This window comes from Curtobacterium sp. 24E2 (genome assembly GCF_016925595.1).
In the GTDB taxonomy this organism is placed as follows: domain Bacteria; phylum Actinomycetota; class Actinomycetes; order Actinomycetales; family Microbacteriaceae; genus Curtobacterium.
Genome location: NZ_CP068987.1, coordinates 476,032 through 489,404 on the forward strand (window position 1 = coordinate 476,032; position 13,373 = coordinate 489,404).

Consider the following 13,373-nt stretch of genomic DNA (forward strand, 5'->3'; position numbering starts at 1 on the left):
GGACGCATGGACACCAAGAGCGAAGTGCGCGACTTCCTCCGCACCCGCCGCGAGCGCGTCACGCCGCAGCAGGTCGGCCTGCCCGACTTCGGTGGCGCCCGACGGGTCAAGGGTCTCCGCCGCGAGGAGCTCGCGCTCGTCGCCGGCATGAGCGTCGACTACTACATCCGCCTCGAGCGCGGGAACCTCACCGGCGTCTCGGAGAGCGTGCTCGAAGCGCTGTCGCGTGCGTTGCGCCTCGACGACGCCGAGCACGCGCACCTGTTCGACCTGGCTCGCGTGCAGAACGCCTCGGCGACCACGCGGCGGAAGCCCCCGACGTCCAAGGTCCGACCGAACGTGCAGCGCATGCTCGACGGCATGACCATGCCCGCGTGGGTCCGCAACGGCCGCTCGGACTTCCTGGCCGGCAACGCCCTGGCACGTGCGCTGTACTCCCCGCTCTTCCTCGACCCCGCCGGCACCCCGAACACCGCCCGCTTCGCGTTCCTCGACCCACGCGGTCAGGAGTTCTGGCGCGACTGGGACGTCGTCGCGAGCGACATGGTGGCCGTGCTCCGTGCCGAGGCAGCCCGGTCGCCGTACGACAAGGGACTGACCGACCTGATCGGCGAGCTCTCGACCCGCAGCGAGGATTTCCGGCAGCGCTGGGCCGCGCACGGCGTCATGCGGCACCTGAACGGCTCGAAGCGGGTGCACCACCCCGAGGTCGGCGACCTCGACCTGACGTACGAGACCATGGAGCTCGCGACCGACACCGGTCTGACGCTCATCGCCTACGGCACCGAGCCGGGCTCACCGTCCGAGGAGCGTCTGCAGCTGCTCGCGAACCTCGTCGCCACGACGGCCGCAGCCGTCCCGGAACCGGAGGACGCATGAGCGAGACCGAGTCCGTCCCGACGACCGCCCCCGCCGCACCGCTCGGGTTCCTGGGCCGGTTGCGGTTCCGCTGGCGCGCTGAGCAGGAGATCCACGACCTGACCCGCGACCGTGCGCTCGAGGAGCGCGTGCGTGCCGAGGCCGCTGTGCGGCTCGCGCCCGGCCCGTGGCACCTCGGCGACCTCTTCCGCCGTCGCTGACGCAACGACAGGGCGGACCGCCCAGGGTATTCAGCAATCCCGCGCGGTCGGCCTCACGATCGTCGCCAAGGTTGTCTCTGCACCCAGAAAAAGAACGCAGCGGTTGCGGCCACCCCGGAGATCGTCGCAAGCAACGGATTCCCTACCGAACTGCTGATCCCGCTGACGATCACTCCTGTGAAGAACACCCAGAGGTACGGCGACCTCCAGCCTGAGCGCACTCTGGACTTAGCCGGCTTCACCACTTCTGCCCTCTCCCTGGTTCAGTTCTCGGATACCGATTCGTAACGCCTGCAGCGCCGTGCGATGTCGGCTCCACTGACGCGATTGCGACACGGCCACGATTTCCGCCGGGAGCCCATCGTTCTGCGCGAAGCGCAGAAGCATAGAACGAGCCGGTGTGGTCCTGGTCGGATCGTTGCGACCTCGCGCGCTGCCTACTTCCACCATCAGATCCCCTACATCTCGAAGAGCGACATCACGATCTTCCGATATCACCGATGTGCGCCAGTGTATCCCATACTCTCCGGCAGTATGTCAGTGTTGGCTCGACATCGAAGGAGGACATCCAATGAAGCGCAGACTCTCCATTGCTGGGTCGGTAGTGGTCATGGCCGTGCTCGCCACGGGAATGGCCACCCCGCCCACGCTGCCGCGAGCTACGAAGTTTCGATCATCCCCAAGACCACTCCGGGTGGGGTCTCATGGGGAGACCCACCTCGCCCAAGACAACGTCGGTCAAGTTCTACTCCCGAGCTTCCCACCCAGATGAAGAAGATCTCGACCCGCGCGATCGTCAAGCAGTATCCGCAGAACAAACTGCTTTACGACACCACTCGCGCCTCAACGAGCCTCGAACATCAACTCCTTGACGTACGCCGTTCCCGCCTCATTGCATTCGGGTACCGGATTCAATGCGTCGATGACGACGAAGTTCACAAATAAGTCGGGCGCTGTGGCCACAAGATCCACTTCGAAGAAGTGGATCACACCCAAGGTGTGACACGCGTCGGGCGCGCTCCGAACCGCGGTACGGCGCGCGCCAACGCGTTCCTGTCGACCCTCGCTGCGCTGTCGTTCTTGAACGCCGCGACGGCATGTACGAAAGTGCCAGAGGACACAGTCGTTGAGAGCATCGAATACGAAACGTCGGCGAGTTCAAGCTTCTCGAACCCCAACCCAACTCGGTTCGAGCTTGATGCGGAGGGCGGTTTAACGGCGTACATCAGGGTCGATGCCGACGGGCTCGGAGTTCTCCGATTCCAGACACTCGTCACGGTGGACGGGAAGTATGCGGGACGGGCCCGCGAAATCGCTCGCCGCCCCGGAAACGTAGTGGACGTTCAGGTAAAAGCAAGAAACCTGCACAACAGGAGCGGCCTGGCAAGTGTTTACTTCATCTATGAAGATGGAAGTGGAGTATCGATGACCCCCGTGGTCGCCGTTCCGTTGCGCGTCGGCACCGTGTTCAACACAGATCGCTGCGCCAGCGAAGCTAGGCATCCGAATTTCGTCGCAGTGGACGTGAACATAAGGAAGCCCGCCGAGACCTCCTGCCGCCTCATTTCATCCGAACCCGATGCGCAACAGATCGATGTGTTCCGGAAAGAATTTTCGAACACTGTTCCCATTTCACTCCCACTGAGCCTCGTACGAGGCCTCAGAGCTCTCGGGGAACAATTACGCAGCTAGCCTCGAAGACCGTTTGTAGGCGAAGTGTGGGGTACCGCACTCGGACGGGAGGCCCGTGGCTAGCTGGTCACGGGCCTCCCGTCTGCCACTCGGTCGTGTCCGGTCAGCCGCGTGCGTCCGCAAGGTCCTGACGGACCACCGCGGGTTCCGCGTCGAGCGGCTGGTTCTCCTGGTCGCGGATGCCGTCGACACCCGTGTCCGGGTCGAGCGCCGCGAACACCGGCCCGAGGTCGGCCTGCTCCGGACCGCGCTCGGCGACGAGTTCGAGCGTCCGGCCGACAGCGGTCTCCGTGGTCAGGGCGTCGACCAGGACCCGCGCGATCTGCCGCCGGGCGATCACCCCGTCCGCAGGGCTGCCCGCGTGACGGGTGTCGCCCTGCAGGAACGTGACCTCGAGCTGGTCCGGGCCGTTCATGTCGAACCACGACGGCCGGACGATCGTGTACGCGTTGCCGGAGGCGCGCACGAGTCGTTCGCCGCGGCGCTTCCAGTCGTGCGTCGTACCGCGTCGCGTGACGCCGATGCTCGTCATCAGCGCGATGCGCACCGGGCGACCGTCGAGCGCGGTCAGGACGTTCCGGACCGCGCCGTAGTCGACTGCCTCGGCGTCGTCGCTGCCGTAGGCCGCACCGTGCGTGAACACCACGGCGTCGATGCCGGCCACCGCGTCGCGGAGCGAGTCCGCGCGGGTGAGGTCGCCGACGACGACCTCGGCGGCCGGGTCGAGCCGACCGGCCCGCGACCCATCACGCACGAGGGCACGGGTGGTGTGCCCCTGGCGCACCAACTCCGCGACGACGAGGCGACCGACGCTGCCGGTCGCCCCGACGACGAGGACCGTCAGGCCGCTCACCGGCGACGTGCGGCGGGCACCAGGGTGTGCTGCCCGTAGCTGTTGTCATCGGGGTTGATCGTGACGCCCGGTGCGACGAGCTCGTCGATGCGGTCCAGGACCTCGTCGCTGAGCACGCGGTCGGCGGCGGGGAGCTGCGACTCGAGCTGCTCCATGGTGCGCGGGCCGATGATCGCGCTCGTGACGCCGGGGTGCCGGATCACCCACGCCAACGACATCTCGATGAGGGACATGTCCTGCGACTCGGCCAGGAGTGCGAGTTCCTCGACGACGTCGAGCTTCCGCTGGTTCGCGGGCGTCGACATGTCGAACCGGGCCGCGGGGCGGTGCTTCGCCGTCGGGGTGCCGGGAGCGTCCTTGCGCCAGCGGCCACTGAGCCAGCCGCCGGCGAGCGGGCTGTAGACGAGGGTGCCCATGCCGTAGCGCTGCGTGGTCGGCAGGACGTCCTCCTCGATGCCGCGCACCAGGATCGAGTACGGCGGCTGCTCGGTGCGGAAGCGCTCCAGGCCACGGCGCTCCGAGGTCCACTGGGCCTCGACGATCTCGGCGCCCGAGTACGACGACGATCCGATGTTCCGGACCTTGCCCTGGCGGACCAGGTCGGTCAGTGCGCCCAGGGTCTCCTCGACGTCCGTCGTCGGGGACGGACGGTGCACCTGGTACAGGTCGATGTGGTCGGTGCCGAGGCGGCGCAGGGAGTTCTCGACCTCCTGCATGATCCAGCGGCGCGAGCCGCCGGAGCGGTTCGGGCCCTCACCCATCGGCATGAAGAACTTGGTGGCGAGCACGACGTCGTCACGGCGGTCCTTGACGGCCTTGCCGACGATCTCCTCGGAGACGCCGTCCGAGTAGGCGTCGGCGGTGTCGACGAAGTTGATGCCCGCGTCGAGGGCGCGGTGGATGATCCGGATCGAGTCGTCGACGTCGGCGTTCGCCCACGGGCCGAACATCATGGTGCCCAGAGCGAGCGGGCTCACCTCGACGCCGGTGCGTCCGAGCTGGCGGTACTCCATGGTTTCCTCTCCGTGCCCGCGGGTCTCGCCGGGCACGGCTGCCACGCTAGGCCGGTCACCCACGGCGAAAGGGGGAGGCCCGTACCTCCCTCGGTCGGCGGGGCGGTCGTAGCGTCGGGGACATGACGTTCGCCGAGACCGACCCCGAGTTCGCCCAGTACCACGCCGACTTCGTGGACGAGACGCTGCAGCACGCGTCGCTCAGCAGCCACGACCGCGCGGTCGTGCAGCTCGGCGCGATGATCGCCGCCGGCACGCAGACCGCCTTCCGACAGCTGCTCGGCACCGCGCTCGACGGCTCGCTGACCCCGGTCGAGGCGAAGGAGATCGGCTACCAGGCCGTCGCCTACGTCGGGTCCGCGCGCGCCTCGGACTTCCTCACGATCACGAACGACGTGCTGACCGCGCGCGGTGTCGAGCTGCCGTTGCCGGGTCGGTCGACGACCACCCCCGGCGACCGACTCGAACGGGGCCGTGCAGTCCAGAGCGCCGTCGTCGGCGCCGGACGAGTCGACGCGATGTACGAGAACGCGGCCGACGACACCGTGCACTTCCAGCGGTTCCTGTCCGGCAACTGCTTCGGCGACACCGTCGGACGGGACGGGCTCGACCTGCCGACGCGTGAGCTGCTGACGTTCGCGGTCCTCGTCGCACTCGGCGGTGCGGACGCGCAGGTCACGGGACACGTCGCGGGCAACCTGCACGTCGGGAACACCCGGCAGCAGCTGCTCGCCGTGCTCACCGTCCTGGTGCCGGTGATCGGCTACCCTCGGACGCTCAACGGGCTCGCCGCCGTGAACGAGGGTGCGCCGGTCGCTTGACGGTGCAAGAGCAACGCCGTGGTGGGGGCGCGCTCCTCAGACGACGAGGGGCCCGGCGACCTCGAGCTGGTCGTGCTCGACCTGCCAGCGGACGGCGTCGAGCACCGTCTGTTCGGCGGTGAACCCGGGCGCGTAACCGAGCAGACGGCGGGCCTTCTCGACGCTGAACACCTGGCTGCGTGACAGGTGCTCCCAGCTGGCGCCAGCGTGCTCTGGAGTCGTGGTCTCGCGGAACCGGTCCCAGCTGACGGACTCGAGCCGGGCCTCCTGTCCGAACCACGACGCTGCCAGGTGGGCGTACCCACGCGCGGTGAGCGCCGTCGGGGCCGTGATGAAGAAGTCCTCGCCGACCGCCGACCCGCGGTGTTCGACGGCGAGCTGGAAGGCCTGCGCGACGTCGTCCGCGTGCACGTGGGCCATGGTCTCGGCACCGAGGCCGGGGACCTCGATCGCGTCGCCGGCGGACAACCTCGTCAGCACCGACGGGTCGAGGTTGCCGAGCGGACCGATCGGCACCCAGCCCGGACCGCTGATGTGACCCGGGTGCAGCGTCGTCGTCGCCAAACCCCTGACGCGGTTTCTTTCTTGAGCATCCGGGCGATCGCGTCCTTCTGCACGCCGTAGTCGCCGAAGGGCGGCGTGAAGTCGTCCTCGGTGATCGGCAGCACACGGGATGCACCCGCGCGCCAGATCGATCCGCAGTGCACGAGGTGCGTTCCCGTGTCGCGGAGCGCTTCGACGAGGGCGGCGGCGGACGACTCGGTGAAGCAGACGAGGTCGACGACGGCTGCGGCGCCGAGCGCGGCGATCCGCGCTCCGAACGTGCCGTCGCGGTCCTCCTGCTCGCGGTCCGCGGTGACGCGTTCGACCTGCTGCCACTCGGGGAGTCGGCGTAGGGGTGCTGGTGCCGCGACTGATGGCCACGACCTCGTGGCCGGCGCGGACGAGACGGGGGACGAGGAACGTGCCGATGTGGCCGGTGGCTCCGATGACGACGATGCGCATGCGGCACACGGTAGGCCGAGCCGCTTCGGATCGTGAGCAGGAACGGTCGTGTGCGCATGGGCGACTCGACCGTTCCTGCTCACGAAGAGCGCGCGACGCGGTGCCTCCGCCCGCTACGCGGAGGGCTCCGCGACGACGGCGCGCATCGCGGCCTCGGTCGCGGCGGCGAGTGCTTCGGCGGGCTGCGACAGCAGACCCTTCACGAAGTGGGAGTCGTCGTCGGCGAGGACCTCGTAGACGCCGGCGACGGTGCCCTCGTAGGCCTGGGCGACGACGTCCTCCGGACGGGACTTCGGGACGTCGAACCGAGCTCCCATCGCCGTGTCCACCATGCCCACGATGAGCCCAGTGACGGTGGTGCCCTGCGGTGCGAGCTCCACGCGGAGCCCGTTGGTCGCGGACCAGGCAGCTGCCTTCGATGCGGCGTACACGGTGGGGACCGGGGTCCATGCGGCGAGCGACAGGACGTTGAGGACCGCACCACCGCCGTTCGCCGCCAGGATCGGTGCGAACGCGGCCGACATCCGGATGGTGCCGAAGGTGTTGGTCGCGAAGACCTCCTCGAGCGACTCGTCCGACGGTGCAGCGATGGACGCGTCCGTCGCCGGCGCGATGCCCGCGTTGTTCACCAGGAGGTCGACGTCCGATGCCACCGCCGCTGCGGCCACGATCGACGACGGGTCGGTGAGGTCGAGCACGAGCGGCTCGACGCGGTCGTCCTCCCACGCGCGCGGCGAGCGAGCCGCTGCGTAGACCCGACGCGCGCCCCCGTCGAGTGCCTGCCGGACGAACTCGCTTCCGAGGCCACCGTTGGCGCCGGTGACGAGGACGGTGCGGTTCTCGAGCTGGTTGGACATGATCACTCCTGCAGTAGGCTGACGAAACGGGGAAGCTCCCGGATCATTATGTGGGGATTGTCCCCACTTACGTCAACCCAGGAGTGCGCATGCGTGCCGATGCCCAGCGGAACCGGGACGCGATCCTCGCCGCAGCGCGCGAGGTGTTCGACGCCGACGGCATCCTCGCGCCCATCGACGGCATCGCCACCCGCGCCGGGGTCGGGAACGCGACGTTCTACCGGAACTTCCCGACCCGCGACGACCTGCTCGCAGCCGTGATGGACGACAGCGTGCGCGCGATCATCGACGAGTCGGCGGAACTGGATGCCCTCGACGCCGACGTGGCGCTGCGCGAGTGGATGTTCCGGCTGACGTGGCAGCTGCGCGTGTGGCAGAACCTGCCGTCGTGCATCGCCGACGCGATCGAGGACGAGGATTCCCCGATCCGGACGTTGTGCGCACGACTCACCGCGCGCACCGCGGAGCTGCTCGATCGTGCTCGGGCGGCGGGAACCGCGTCCGCGGTGGAGGCCGCTGCGGTGTTCGAACTGCTGACGACGGTGTCGTGGGGGTCGACCGGTTCGGGGACGACGAAGAGCGAGCCCGGGAACGTGTCCGGCTCGCGACCGCCGGAGTGCTCGCCGCGCGGTGAGGCGTGCCGCCCGCCGCCTCGCGCTGATCAGTCGGCGGTGATGACCTTCACGGAGCCGGCGATGGTCGCGGCGTCCTCGGCGAGCGCCACGACCGGGTCGGGCAGGCGGGTGGTGGCACCGACGAGCTTGCGGGCACCCCACCCGACGAACGACCCGACGATCGCGCCGACGCCGCCGAGGATCGCGCCCTCGATGCGCAGGTCGCGCTTGCCGGTCGTGCCGAGTGCTGCGCCGACGAGCGCTCCGGACCCGATGCGGCCGATCAGGCCGGCGGGGAGATGCGGTTCGGGGTCATCGGCAGCTTGTCGCCGATGAGTTCACCGACGGCCGAGGCGACGAGGAGTCCGCGGCCGAGCGGGGTGCTGAAGACCTTCCAGTCCTGCCACGACCCCTTCAACGAGGACCGGTCGTGGTTCAGCGCCAGCACCGCGAGTGGGGTGGCACTGCGGCCGCCGCTCAGGATGCCGAGCACCAGGGTGCGGACCAGGGTGTGCTGCTCGTGCTGCGTGCTCATCGTGTCTCCAGACGTGGTCAGGTCCGACCGTACGCACGCAGGCCGCGAGCGCTCCGAGGGTCCTCACGGACTGCGGGTACTGAGCTGGCCCGAGTAGCGTCCGCCGCATGAGCAACGTCATCGTCTTCGGCGGCCACGGCAAGGTCGCACTCCTCACCACCCGCATCCTCAGCGACCGCGGCCACACCGTTACCTCGGTCATCCGCGACGCGGACCAGTCCGACGAGATCCGTGCCCACGGCGGCGAACCCCGGGTCGCGGACATCCAGCAGCAGTCCCTGACCGACTTCGCGGAGCTCGTCCACGGGCACGACGCCGTCGTGTGGTCGGCCGGTGCCGGCGGCGGGTCCGCCGACCGCACGTGGGCGATCGACCGCGACGCCGCGATCCTGTCGGTGCAGGGCGCGAAGCAGGCCGGGGTCGACCGCTACGTCATGGTGTCGTGGTCCGGGTCGCAGCTCGACCACGGGGTACCGCAGGACAACGACTTCTTCGCGTACGCCCAGTCGAAGGCGGTCGCCGACGCCGTGGTGCGCGACTCCGGGCTGCAGTGGACCATCGTGGCGCCGAGCACCCTGACGGACGACGAGGCCACCGGCTCGGTCGACTGGGCGGGCTCGTCGAGCGACGTGCCGCGCGGCGACGTCGCACACGTGATCGCCGACGTGCTCGAGACCCCCGGCACGGCCGGCAACACCATCCGGTTCAACTCGGGATCGACCCCGATCGCGGACTTCCTGCGCGCCGACGCGGTCTGACGACGGGGCGCGGCCCGCAGCCGCGCCTCAGTAGATCGCCGCGATGCCGGTCATGTCGCCGAACCCGAGCGTGCGTGAGCCGGTGTCGCAGTAGCCGCCGGACGGCTCCATGACCTGATCGGTGCCGGTCTGCACGTGGCCGAGTCCGTACAGGTGTCCCCACTCGTGGGTGGCGACGGCCTGGGTGTCGAAGCGGGTGCCCGAACAGGTCGCCGTCGAGCTCCAGTTGTAGCTCGTGGCGTACCGCTGGTCGGACTCCTTCGCGATGCCGTTGCCGTCGTACCAGACGCACGTCACCCCGAGGGTGCCGGAGGGCAGCTTGCCCCAGCCGACGACGCTGTAGCCGTTGCTCGCCGCGCAGCCGCCCTTGTCGGTCAGTCCGGGGGCCTGGGTCGCGAGGCGGACGTAGGAGTTCCGCGCCGACGAGGTCACGGTGCGGCCGCACGACGTGATCGTGCCGGTCCAGGTGTTCGCCGCCTTGCGCAGGGCGTCCTTGGCGTACGACGACTTCTGGCCGGACTCGTTGTAGTACCACTTCACGGTGCTCGACCAGCGGTACCCGTTCCGTGCGTTGGCCGTGCTGGTGCACTTGGTGATGGCCGCGGTCGTGGCGCTCGGCGCTGCGGCGCTGGCTGCTGCGCTCCTCGCCTGTTCGTGGCGCACCGCCGGGGCCGAACCGCTCCACGCCTCGTCGATGCGGACCGCGACACCGCCGGTGCCGGTGTTGGCGATGACGCTCTCACCGGGCGCTGGCACGGAGAACGTGCGTCCGTCCGCCAGCGTGACCGTGGCCGACGAGACCGTCCACCCCGTCCGGAGCGTCTGCACCGACAGCGTCCCCGCGGCGCAACGGCTGCCGGCCGCCGACGCGCTCGGCGCCGCCGCCTGCGCGGGTGCCGCCGCGATCGGTCAGCGCAGCCGCTCGACCATCGGACACGCGAACGGATCGCGAGCCGCCAGACCGACCTCGTTGAGGTACCGGACCACGATGACGTAGGAGTGCACCAGCGTCGTCTCGGTGTACGGCACGCCCTGGTCGGCGCAGTACTTCCGGACCATGTCCCGGGCGGCCCGCAGGTTCGGTCGGGCCATGCTCGGGAACAGGTGGTGCTCGACCTGGTGGTTCAGGCCGCCCATGAAGTACTCGACCCAGGCGCCGCCGCCGATGTCGCGCGAGGTCAGGACCTGGCGCGAGAAGAAGTCCACGCGGCGACCGGGTTCGATGACGGGCATGCCCTTGTGGTTCGGCGCGAACGCGATCCCCATGAGGAACCCGAACACGGCGAGCTGCACACCGAGGAACGCGAAGGCCATGCCGACCGGCAGGAACCAGAACACGACACCGAGGTAGAGCACGAACCGGCCGACGAAGACCGATCCCTCGGCCCACCGTCGCTTCACCGGGCCACGGCTGGTGTACGTGCGGATCGACTGCCAGTGGAGGTTGACGCCCTCGACCAGGAGCATCGGGAAGAACGCGTAGCCCTGCACCCGGACGAGCACCCGCAGGAACCCGGTCCGGCTGGCAGCGTCCTCGGGCCGGAACGAGATCGCGTCGAACGAGATGTCGGGGTCCTTGCCGACGGTGTTCGGGTTGGCGTGGTGCCGGGTGTGCTTGTTCATCCACCACGCGTAGCTGATCCCGGTCAGGAACGTGCCGGCGTAGCGGGCCGCCCGGTCGTTCCAGTGGTGCGACGCGAAGACCTGCCGGTGCGCTGCCTCGTGCGACAGGAAGGCGAACTGCGTGAACAGCGCGCCGAGCACGCCGGCCACGATCAGCTGGTACCACGAGCCACCCAGCACGGCGAAGGCCCCGCCGGTGAGGACGAGCAGCACGGCGAGCCCGGCGATGAGCCCCCAGTACCAGCCCGTACGGCGTCCGAGCAGCCCGGCGGAACGGACCTGCGCCAGCAGCGCGGTGTACGTCGAGGTGGTGTCGGTCCGAGCCGACCGTCGTTCGGTCTTCCGGTAGCCCGTCGGTACGACCAGTTCGTCGCCCATGGTTTCCTCCTGGATCCAGTGCTGCGGCTGCAACCGGGGTCCGGGGCTACGACTTGCTGGTGATCGTACGCCGGCCCGGACCGGGGACACACGGGATCAGGCGGGGAGGACCAGACGGCGTTCGACGATCGCGCGGGCGACGTCGGCGAGGCGCTCCTGGTTCGACCGCGCGTACTGCCGCAGCAGTTCGAACGCCGCCTCGGTGTCGACCGAGTGCGTGTACGCCACGAACCCCTTGGCCTGCTCGATCACGACCCGGCTGTCGAGGGCTCGCTGCAACTGCGCCTGCGTCAGCGCTGCGTGTTGCAGGGTCCGCTGCTGCAGGATGCTGATGGTCGCGACGTCGGTCAGGGCCTGTGCAGCGAGGGCGTCGTCGCGGTTCAGCGCCCCCTCGGTCTCGCGGAACAGGTTGAGCGACCCGAGCGTGGTGTCCCGCAACCGCATCGGGATCGCGTGCACCGACGCGTACCCCGACTCGGCGGACGCGGCGGCGAACGTCGGCCACCGGCGTTGCATCTCCGCCTGGTCGCTCACGGACACCGGACGCCCGGTCGCGAAGCACTCCACGCACGGTCCTTCGCCGGCGTCGAGCTGCAGGAGTCCGACGAAGCTGGACCGCTCACTGGTCGACGCCACGACCTCGAGTTCCTGGTGCTGGTTGGCCAGCAGGATGCCGGCCGCCGAGGCGTCGAAGATGTCGACGACGCTGTCGACCAGGTTCTGCAGGAGGTCGACGACGTCGTACTCGTCGACGAGGGTGTCGGTCAGCGTGACGAAGGTGTCGATGAGCCGGCGCTCGCGGGTCGGTGCCATGGTGCGTGCTCCTCAGTTCTCGGAACCGTACGGCCGGGCGAGGTCGATGCGGCGAGCGATGACGTCGGTGGCGACGTCGCGGACGGTGCGTTCGGTGGCGAAGGCGTGCGCCTGCAGCACGAGGAGGGCGTCGGTGACGTCCACCCCGAGCTGTGCTGCGACCATGCCGGTCGCCTGGTGCACCTCTCGTCGGGAGTAGCGGCTGGTGCCCATGTCGGCACGGCCGTCGGCGGCCGCGGCGAGCAGGGCACCGCGGAGCACCCGACGGGCTGCGACCTCGGTGAGCTCCACGGCGCCGCGGATCTGCCCGACGGTCAGGGTGCGCTCGCTGTCCACGGACAGGTCGACGGCGCCGACGGGGATCGTCCCGATGCGCATCGGGAACGAGAACACCGCCCCGACTCCGGCGCGCAGGAGTTCCTCGAGCGCGAGCGGCCAGTCGGTGTTCGTCGTGCCGGACAGGTCGGGCTCCAGGACCGGGCGGCGGGTCGTCAACGCCTGCCAACACGGGCCCTCGCCGAGGTCGAACTGGATCTCGTCGATCCGCGCGGCGCGCGCGTCGCTCGCGCACACCGTCGCCGACCCGAGTGGGTTGCCGAGGGTGGAGATGCCGACCCCGGTCACGGGCAGCGTCGTCAGGAACGGCGGGCACATGTCGGTGCCGTCGGGTGCGGCCTGCAGTGCGGAGACTGCCGTCGTGAAGTCGTTCATCGCGAGGAAACCATCCGGGTCCGTGAACGCGGGGCTGATCCGGTCCCCGCGTGCTGCAACGCTAGCGCAGTGCCCCGCGGGCGTCGCCCGCCGGCCACGTCGGCCCGCGCGGACACGGTCAGCCCGCGCTGACGCGCGACGGCTCCGGCACGAAGTGGATCCGCTCCGCCGCCCGCGTGACCTCGCGCGCCCGGGCCGTACGGTCGTCGAACTCGATGCGGGCTGCGTCACGGACCTGCTCCTTGTCGAACAACGACGCCCTGCTCACGACGTCGACGATCGTCGCCACCACCGTGGCGAGACCGCGTTCGAGCTGTCCGAGGTTCGTGTTGCCGATGACGAGACGCCGGTCCTGCACGTCGAGCGTGACGTCGGGGTAACCGGCCGTGACGAGCTGCGCGTGTCCGTCGGCACCGCGCAGGCCGGCCATCTCGGCTGCGTCGGGTCGGCGGTTGAACACCGCCGGGACGTCGTAGTACTTCGCCGCCGTGGGCTTGCCGAGCTCGGTGGGCAGGCCGGAGGCCACCACACTCGTGAGCGCGAGCGGCGTCGAGGCCGCCTCGGACTGGTCCGTCATGATGACTCCCTTGGCGGCTCCCCGCGGGAGCTCGAGAGGATCTC

The 13,373-nt window shown here is 69.6% G+C and carries 18 protein-coding genes and 1 pseudogene; 7 read left to right on the forward strand and 12 right to left on the reverse strand.

Annotated elements, in window-relative coordinates:
• The first annotated feature begins 6 nt into the window (after window positions 1-6).
• Both JN350_RS02420 and JN350_RS02425 read left to right on the forward strand, forming a co-directional pair.
• On the forward strand, window positions 7-879 hold the full coding sequence (locus JN350_RS02420) for a helix-turn-helix transcriptional regulator (protein WP_205463425.1): 873 nt from the start codon (window positions 7-9) through the stop codon (window positions 877-879).
• Complete coding sequence (locus JN350_RS02425; protein ID WP_205463426.1) at window positions 876-1,079, forward strand: hypothetical protein; 204 nt, start codon at window positions 876-878, stop codon at window positions 1,077-1,079. Before JN350_RS02420 ends, JN350_RS02425 begins: the two co-directional genes overlap by 4 nt.
• Window positions 1,080-1,922: 843 nt before the next feature.
• Here the strand turns inward: JN350_RS02425 and JN350_RS02430 are convergent.
• Window positions 1,923-2,069 (reverse strand): hypothetical protein, encoded by a 147-nt coding sequence (locus JN350_RS02430; RefSeq protein ID WP_205463427.1) that lies wholly within the window; start codon window positions 2,067-2,069, stop codon window positions 1,923-1,925.
• Between the two features lie 90 nt (window positions 2,070-2,159).
• Here JN350_RS02430 and JN350_RS02435 point away from each other — a divergent pair, with 90 nt between their 5' ends.
• On the forward strand, window positions 2,160-2,771 hold the full coding sequence (locus tag JN350_RS02435; RefSeq protein ID WP_205463428.1) for a hypothetical protein: 612 nt from the start codon (window positions 2,160-2,162) through the stop codon (window positions 2,769-2,771).
• 103 nt (window positions 2,772-2,874) lie between these two features.
• On the opposite strand, the gene JN350_RS02440 is transcribed toward JN350_RS02435, so the two are convergent.
• Both JN350_RS02440 and JN350_RS02445 read right to left on the reverse strand, forming a co-directional pair.
• Window positions 2,875-3,624 (reverse strand): SDR family oxidoreductase, encoded by a 750-nt coding sequence (locus JN350_RS02440; protein WP_205463429.1) that lies wholly within the window; start codon window positions 3,622-3,624, stop codon window positions 2,875-2,877.
• Entirely contained in the window at window positions 3,621-4,637 is a 1,017-nt protein-coding gene (locus JN350_RS02445) for an aldo/keto reductase (RefSeq protein WP_205463430.1), read from the reverse strand. Before JN350_RS02445 ends, JN350_RS02440 begins: the two co-directional genes overlap by 4 nt.
• Window positions 4,638-4,759: 122 nt before the next feature.
• Here JN350_RS02445 and JN350_RS02450 point away from each other — a divergent pair, with 122 nt between their 5' ends.
• On the forward strand, window positions 4,760-5,458 hold the full coding sequence (locus JN350_RS02450) for a carboxymuconolactone decarboxylase family protein (protein ID WP_205463431.1): 699 nt from the start codon (window positions 4,760-4,762) through the stop codon (window positions 5,456-5,458).
• Between the two features lie 36 nt (window positions 5,459-5,494).
• On the opposite strand, the gene JN350_RS20480 is transcribed toward JN350_RS02450, so the two are convergent.
• The gene (locus JN350_RS20480) at window positions 5,495-6,022 is read right to left on the reverse strand and encodes an NAD-dependent epimerase/dehydratase family protein (protein ID WP_461964348.1); all 528 of its coding nucleotides are present in this window, start codon (window positions 6,020-6,022) and stop codon (window positions 5,495-5,497) included.
• Between the two features lie 146 nt (window positions 6,023-6,168).
• Here JN350_RS20480 and JN350_RS20485 point away from each other — a divergent pair, with 146 nt between their 5' ends.
• The gene (locus tag JN350_RS20485; RefSeq protein WP_461964504.1) at window positions 6,169-6,354 is read left to right on the forward strand and encodes a hypothetical protein; all 186 of its coding nucleotides are present in this window, start codon (window positions 6,169-6,171) and stop codon (window positions 6,352-6,354) included.
• A gap of 46 nt (window positions 6,355-6,400) precedes the next feature.
• On the opposite strand, the pseudogene JN350_RS20490 reads toward JN350_RS20485, so the two are convergent.
• Window positions 6,401-6,463: pseudogene (locus JN350_RS20490) on the reverse strand (hypothetical protein); the annotation flags it as partial.
• A 113-nt stretch (window positions 6,464-6,576) separates the two neighbouring features.
• Window positions 6,577-7,320 (reverse strand): SDR family oxidoreductase, encoded by a 744-nt coding sequence (locus tag JN350_RS02460; protein ID WP_205463432.1) that lies wholly within the window; start codon window positions 7,318-7,320, stop codon window positions 6,577-6,579.
• A gap of 89 nt (window positions 7,321-7,409) precedes the next feature.
• Here JN350_RS02460 and JN350_RS02465 point away from each other — a divergent pair, with 89 nt between their 5' ends.
• The gene (locus JN350_RS02465; RefSeq protein WP_205463433.1) at window positions 7,410-8,270 is read left to right on the forward strand and encodes a TetR/AcrR family transcriptional regulator; all 861 of its coding nucleotides are present in this window, start codon (window positions 7,410-7,412) and stop codon (window positions 8,268-8,270) included.
• Here the strand turns inward: JN350_RS02465 and JN350_RS02470 are convergent.
• Window positions 8,218-8,469, reverse strand: a complete 252-nt coding sequence (locus JN350_RS02470; protein ID WP_205463434.1) for a hypothetical protein — start codon at window positions 8,467-8,469, stop codon at window positions 8,218-8,220. The genes JN350_RS02465 and JN350_RS02470 overlap by 53 nt on opposite strands.
• Before the next feature lie 107 nt (window positions 8,470-8,576).
• On the opposite strand from JN350_RS02470, the gene JN350_RS02475 reads away from it, so the two are divergent.
• Window positions 8,577-9,227, forward strand: a complete 651-nt coding sequence (locus JN350_RS02475; RefSeq protein WP_123339355.1) for an SDR family oxidoreductase — start codon at window positions 8,577-8,579, stop codon at window positions 9,225-9,227.
• A 27-nt stretch (window positions 9,228-9,254) separates the two neighbouring features.
• Here the strand turns inward: JN350_RS02475 and JN350_RS02480 are convergent, their stop codons facing one another.
• From JN350_RS02480 to JN350_RS02500, 5 genes are all read right to left on the reverse strand, one after another.
• Entirely contained in the window at window positions 9,255-10,055 is an 801-nt protein-coding gene (locus JN350_RS02480) for a matrixin family metalloprotease (RefSeq protein WP_205463435.1), read from the reverse strand.
• 81 nt (window positions 10,056-10,136) lie between these two features.
• Window positions 10,137-11,228, reverse strand: a complete 1,092-nt coding sequence (locus tag JN350_RS02485) for a fatty acid desaturase family protein (RefSeq protein WP_205463436.1) — start codon at window positions 11,226-11,228, stop codon at window positions 10,137-10,139.
• A gap of 96 nt (window positions 11,229-11,324) precedes the next feature.
• Window positions 11,325-12,041, reverse strand: coding sequence for a GAF and ANTAR domain-containing protein (locus JN350_RS02490; protein ID WP_123339354.1), 717 nt, complete (start codon window positions 12,039-12,041; stop codon window positions 11,325-11,327).
• 12 nt (window positions 12,042-12,053) lie between these two features.
• Window positions 12,054-12,752: a GAF and ANTAR domain-containing protein gene (locus JN350_RS02495; protein WP_205463437.1), complete on the reverse strand. Its 699-nt coding sequence runs from the start codon at window positions 12,750-12,752 to the stop codon at window positions 12,054-12,056.
• A gap of 118 nt (window positions 12,753-12,870) precedes the next feature.
• On the reverse strand, window positions 12,871-13,329 hold the full coding sequence (locus JN350_RS02500; protein ID WP_123339352.1) for a hypothetical protein: 459 nt from the start codon (window positions 13,327-13,329) through the stop codon (window positions 12,871-12,873).
• Between the last annotated feature and the right edge of the window lie 44 nt (window positions 13,330-13,373).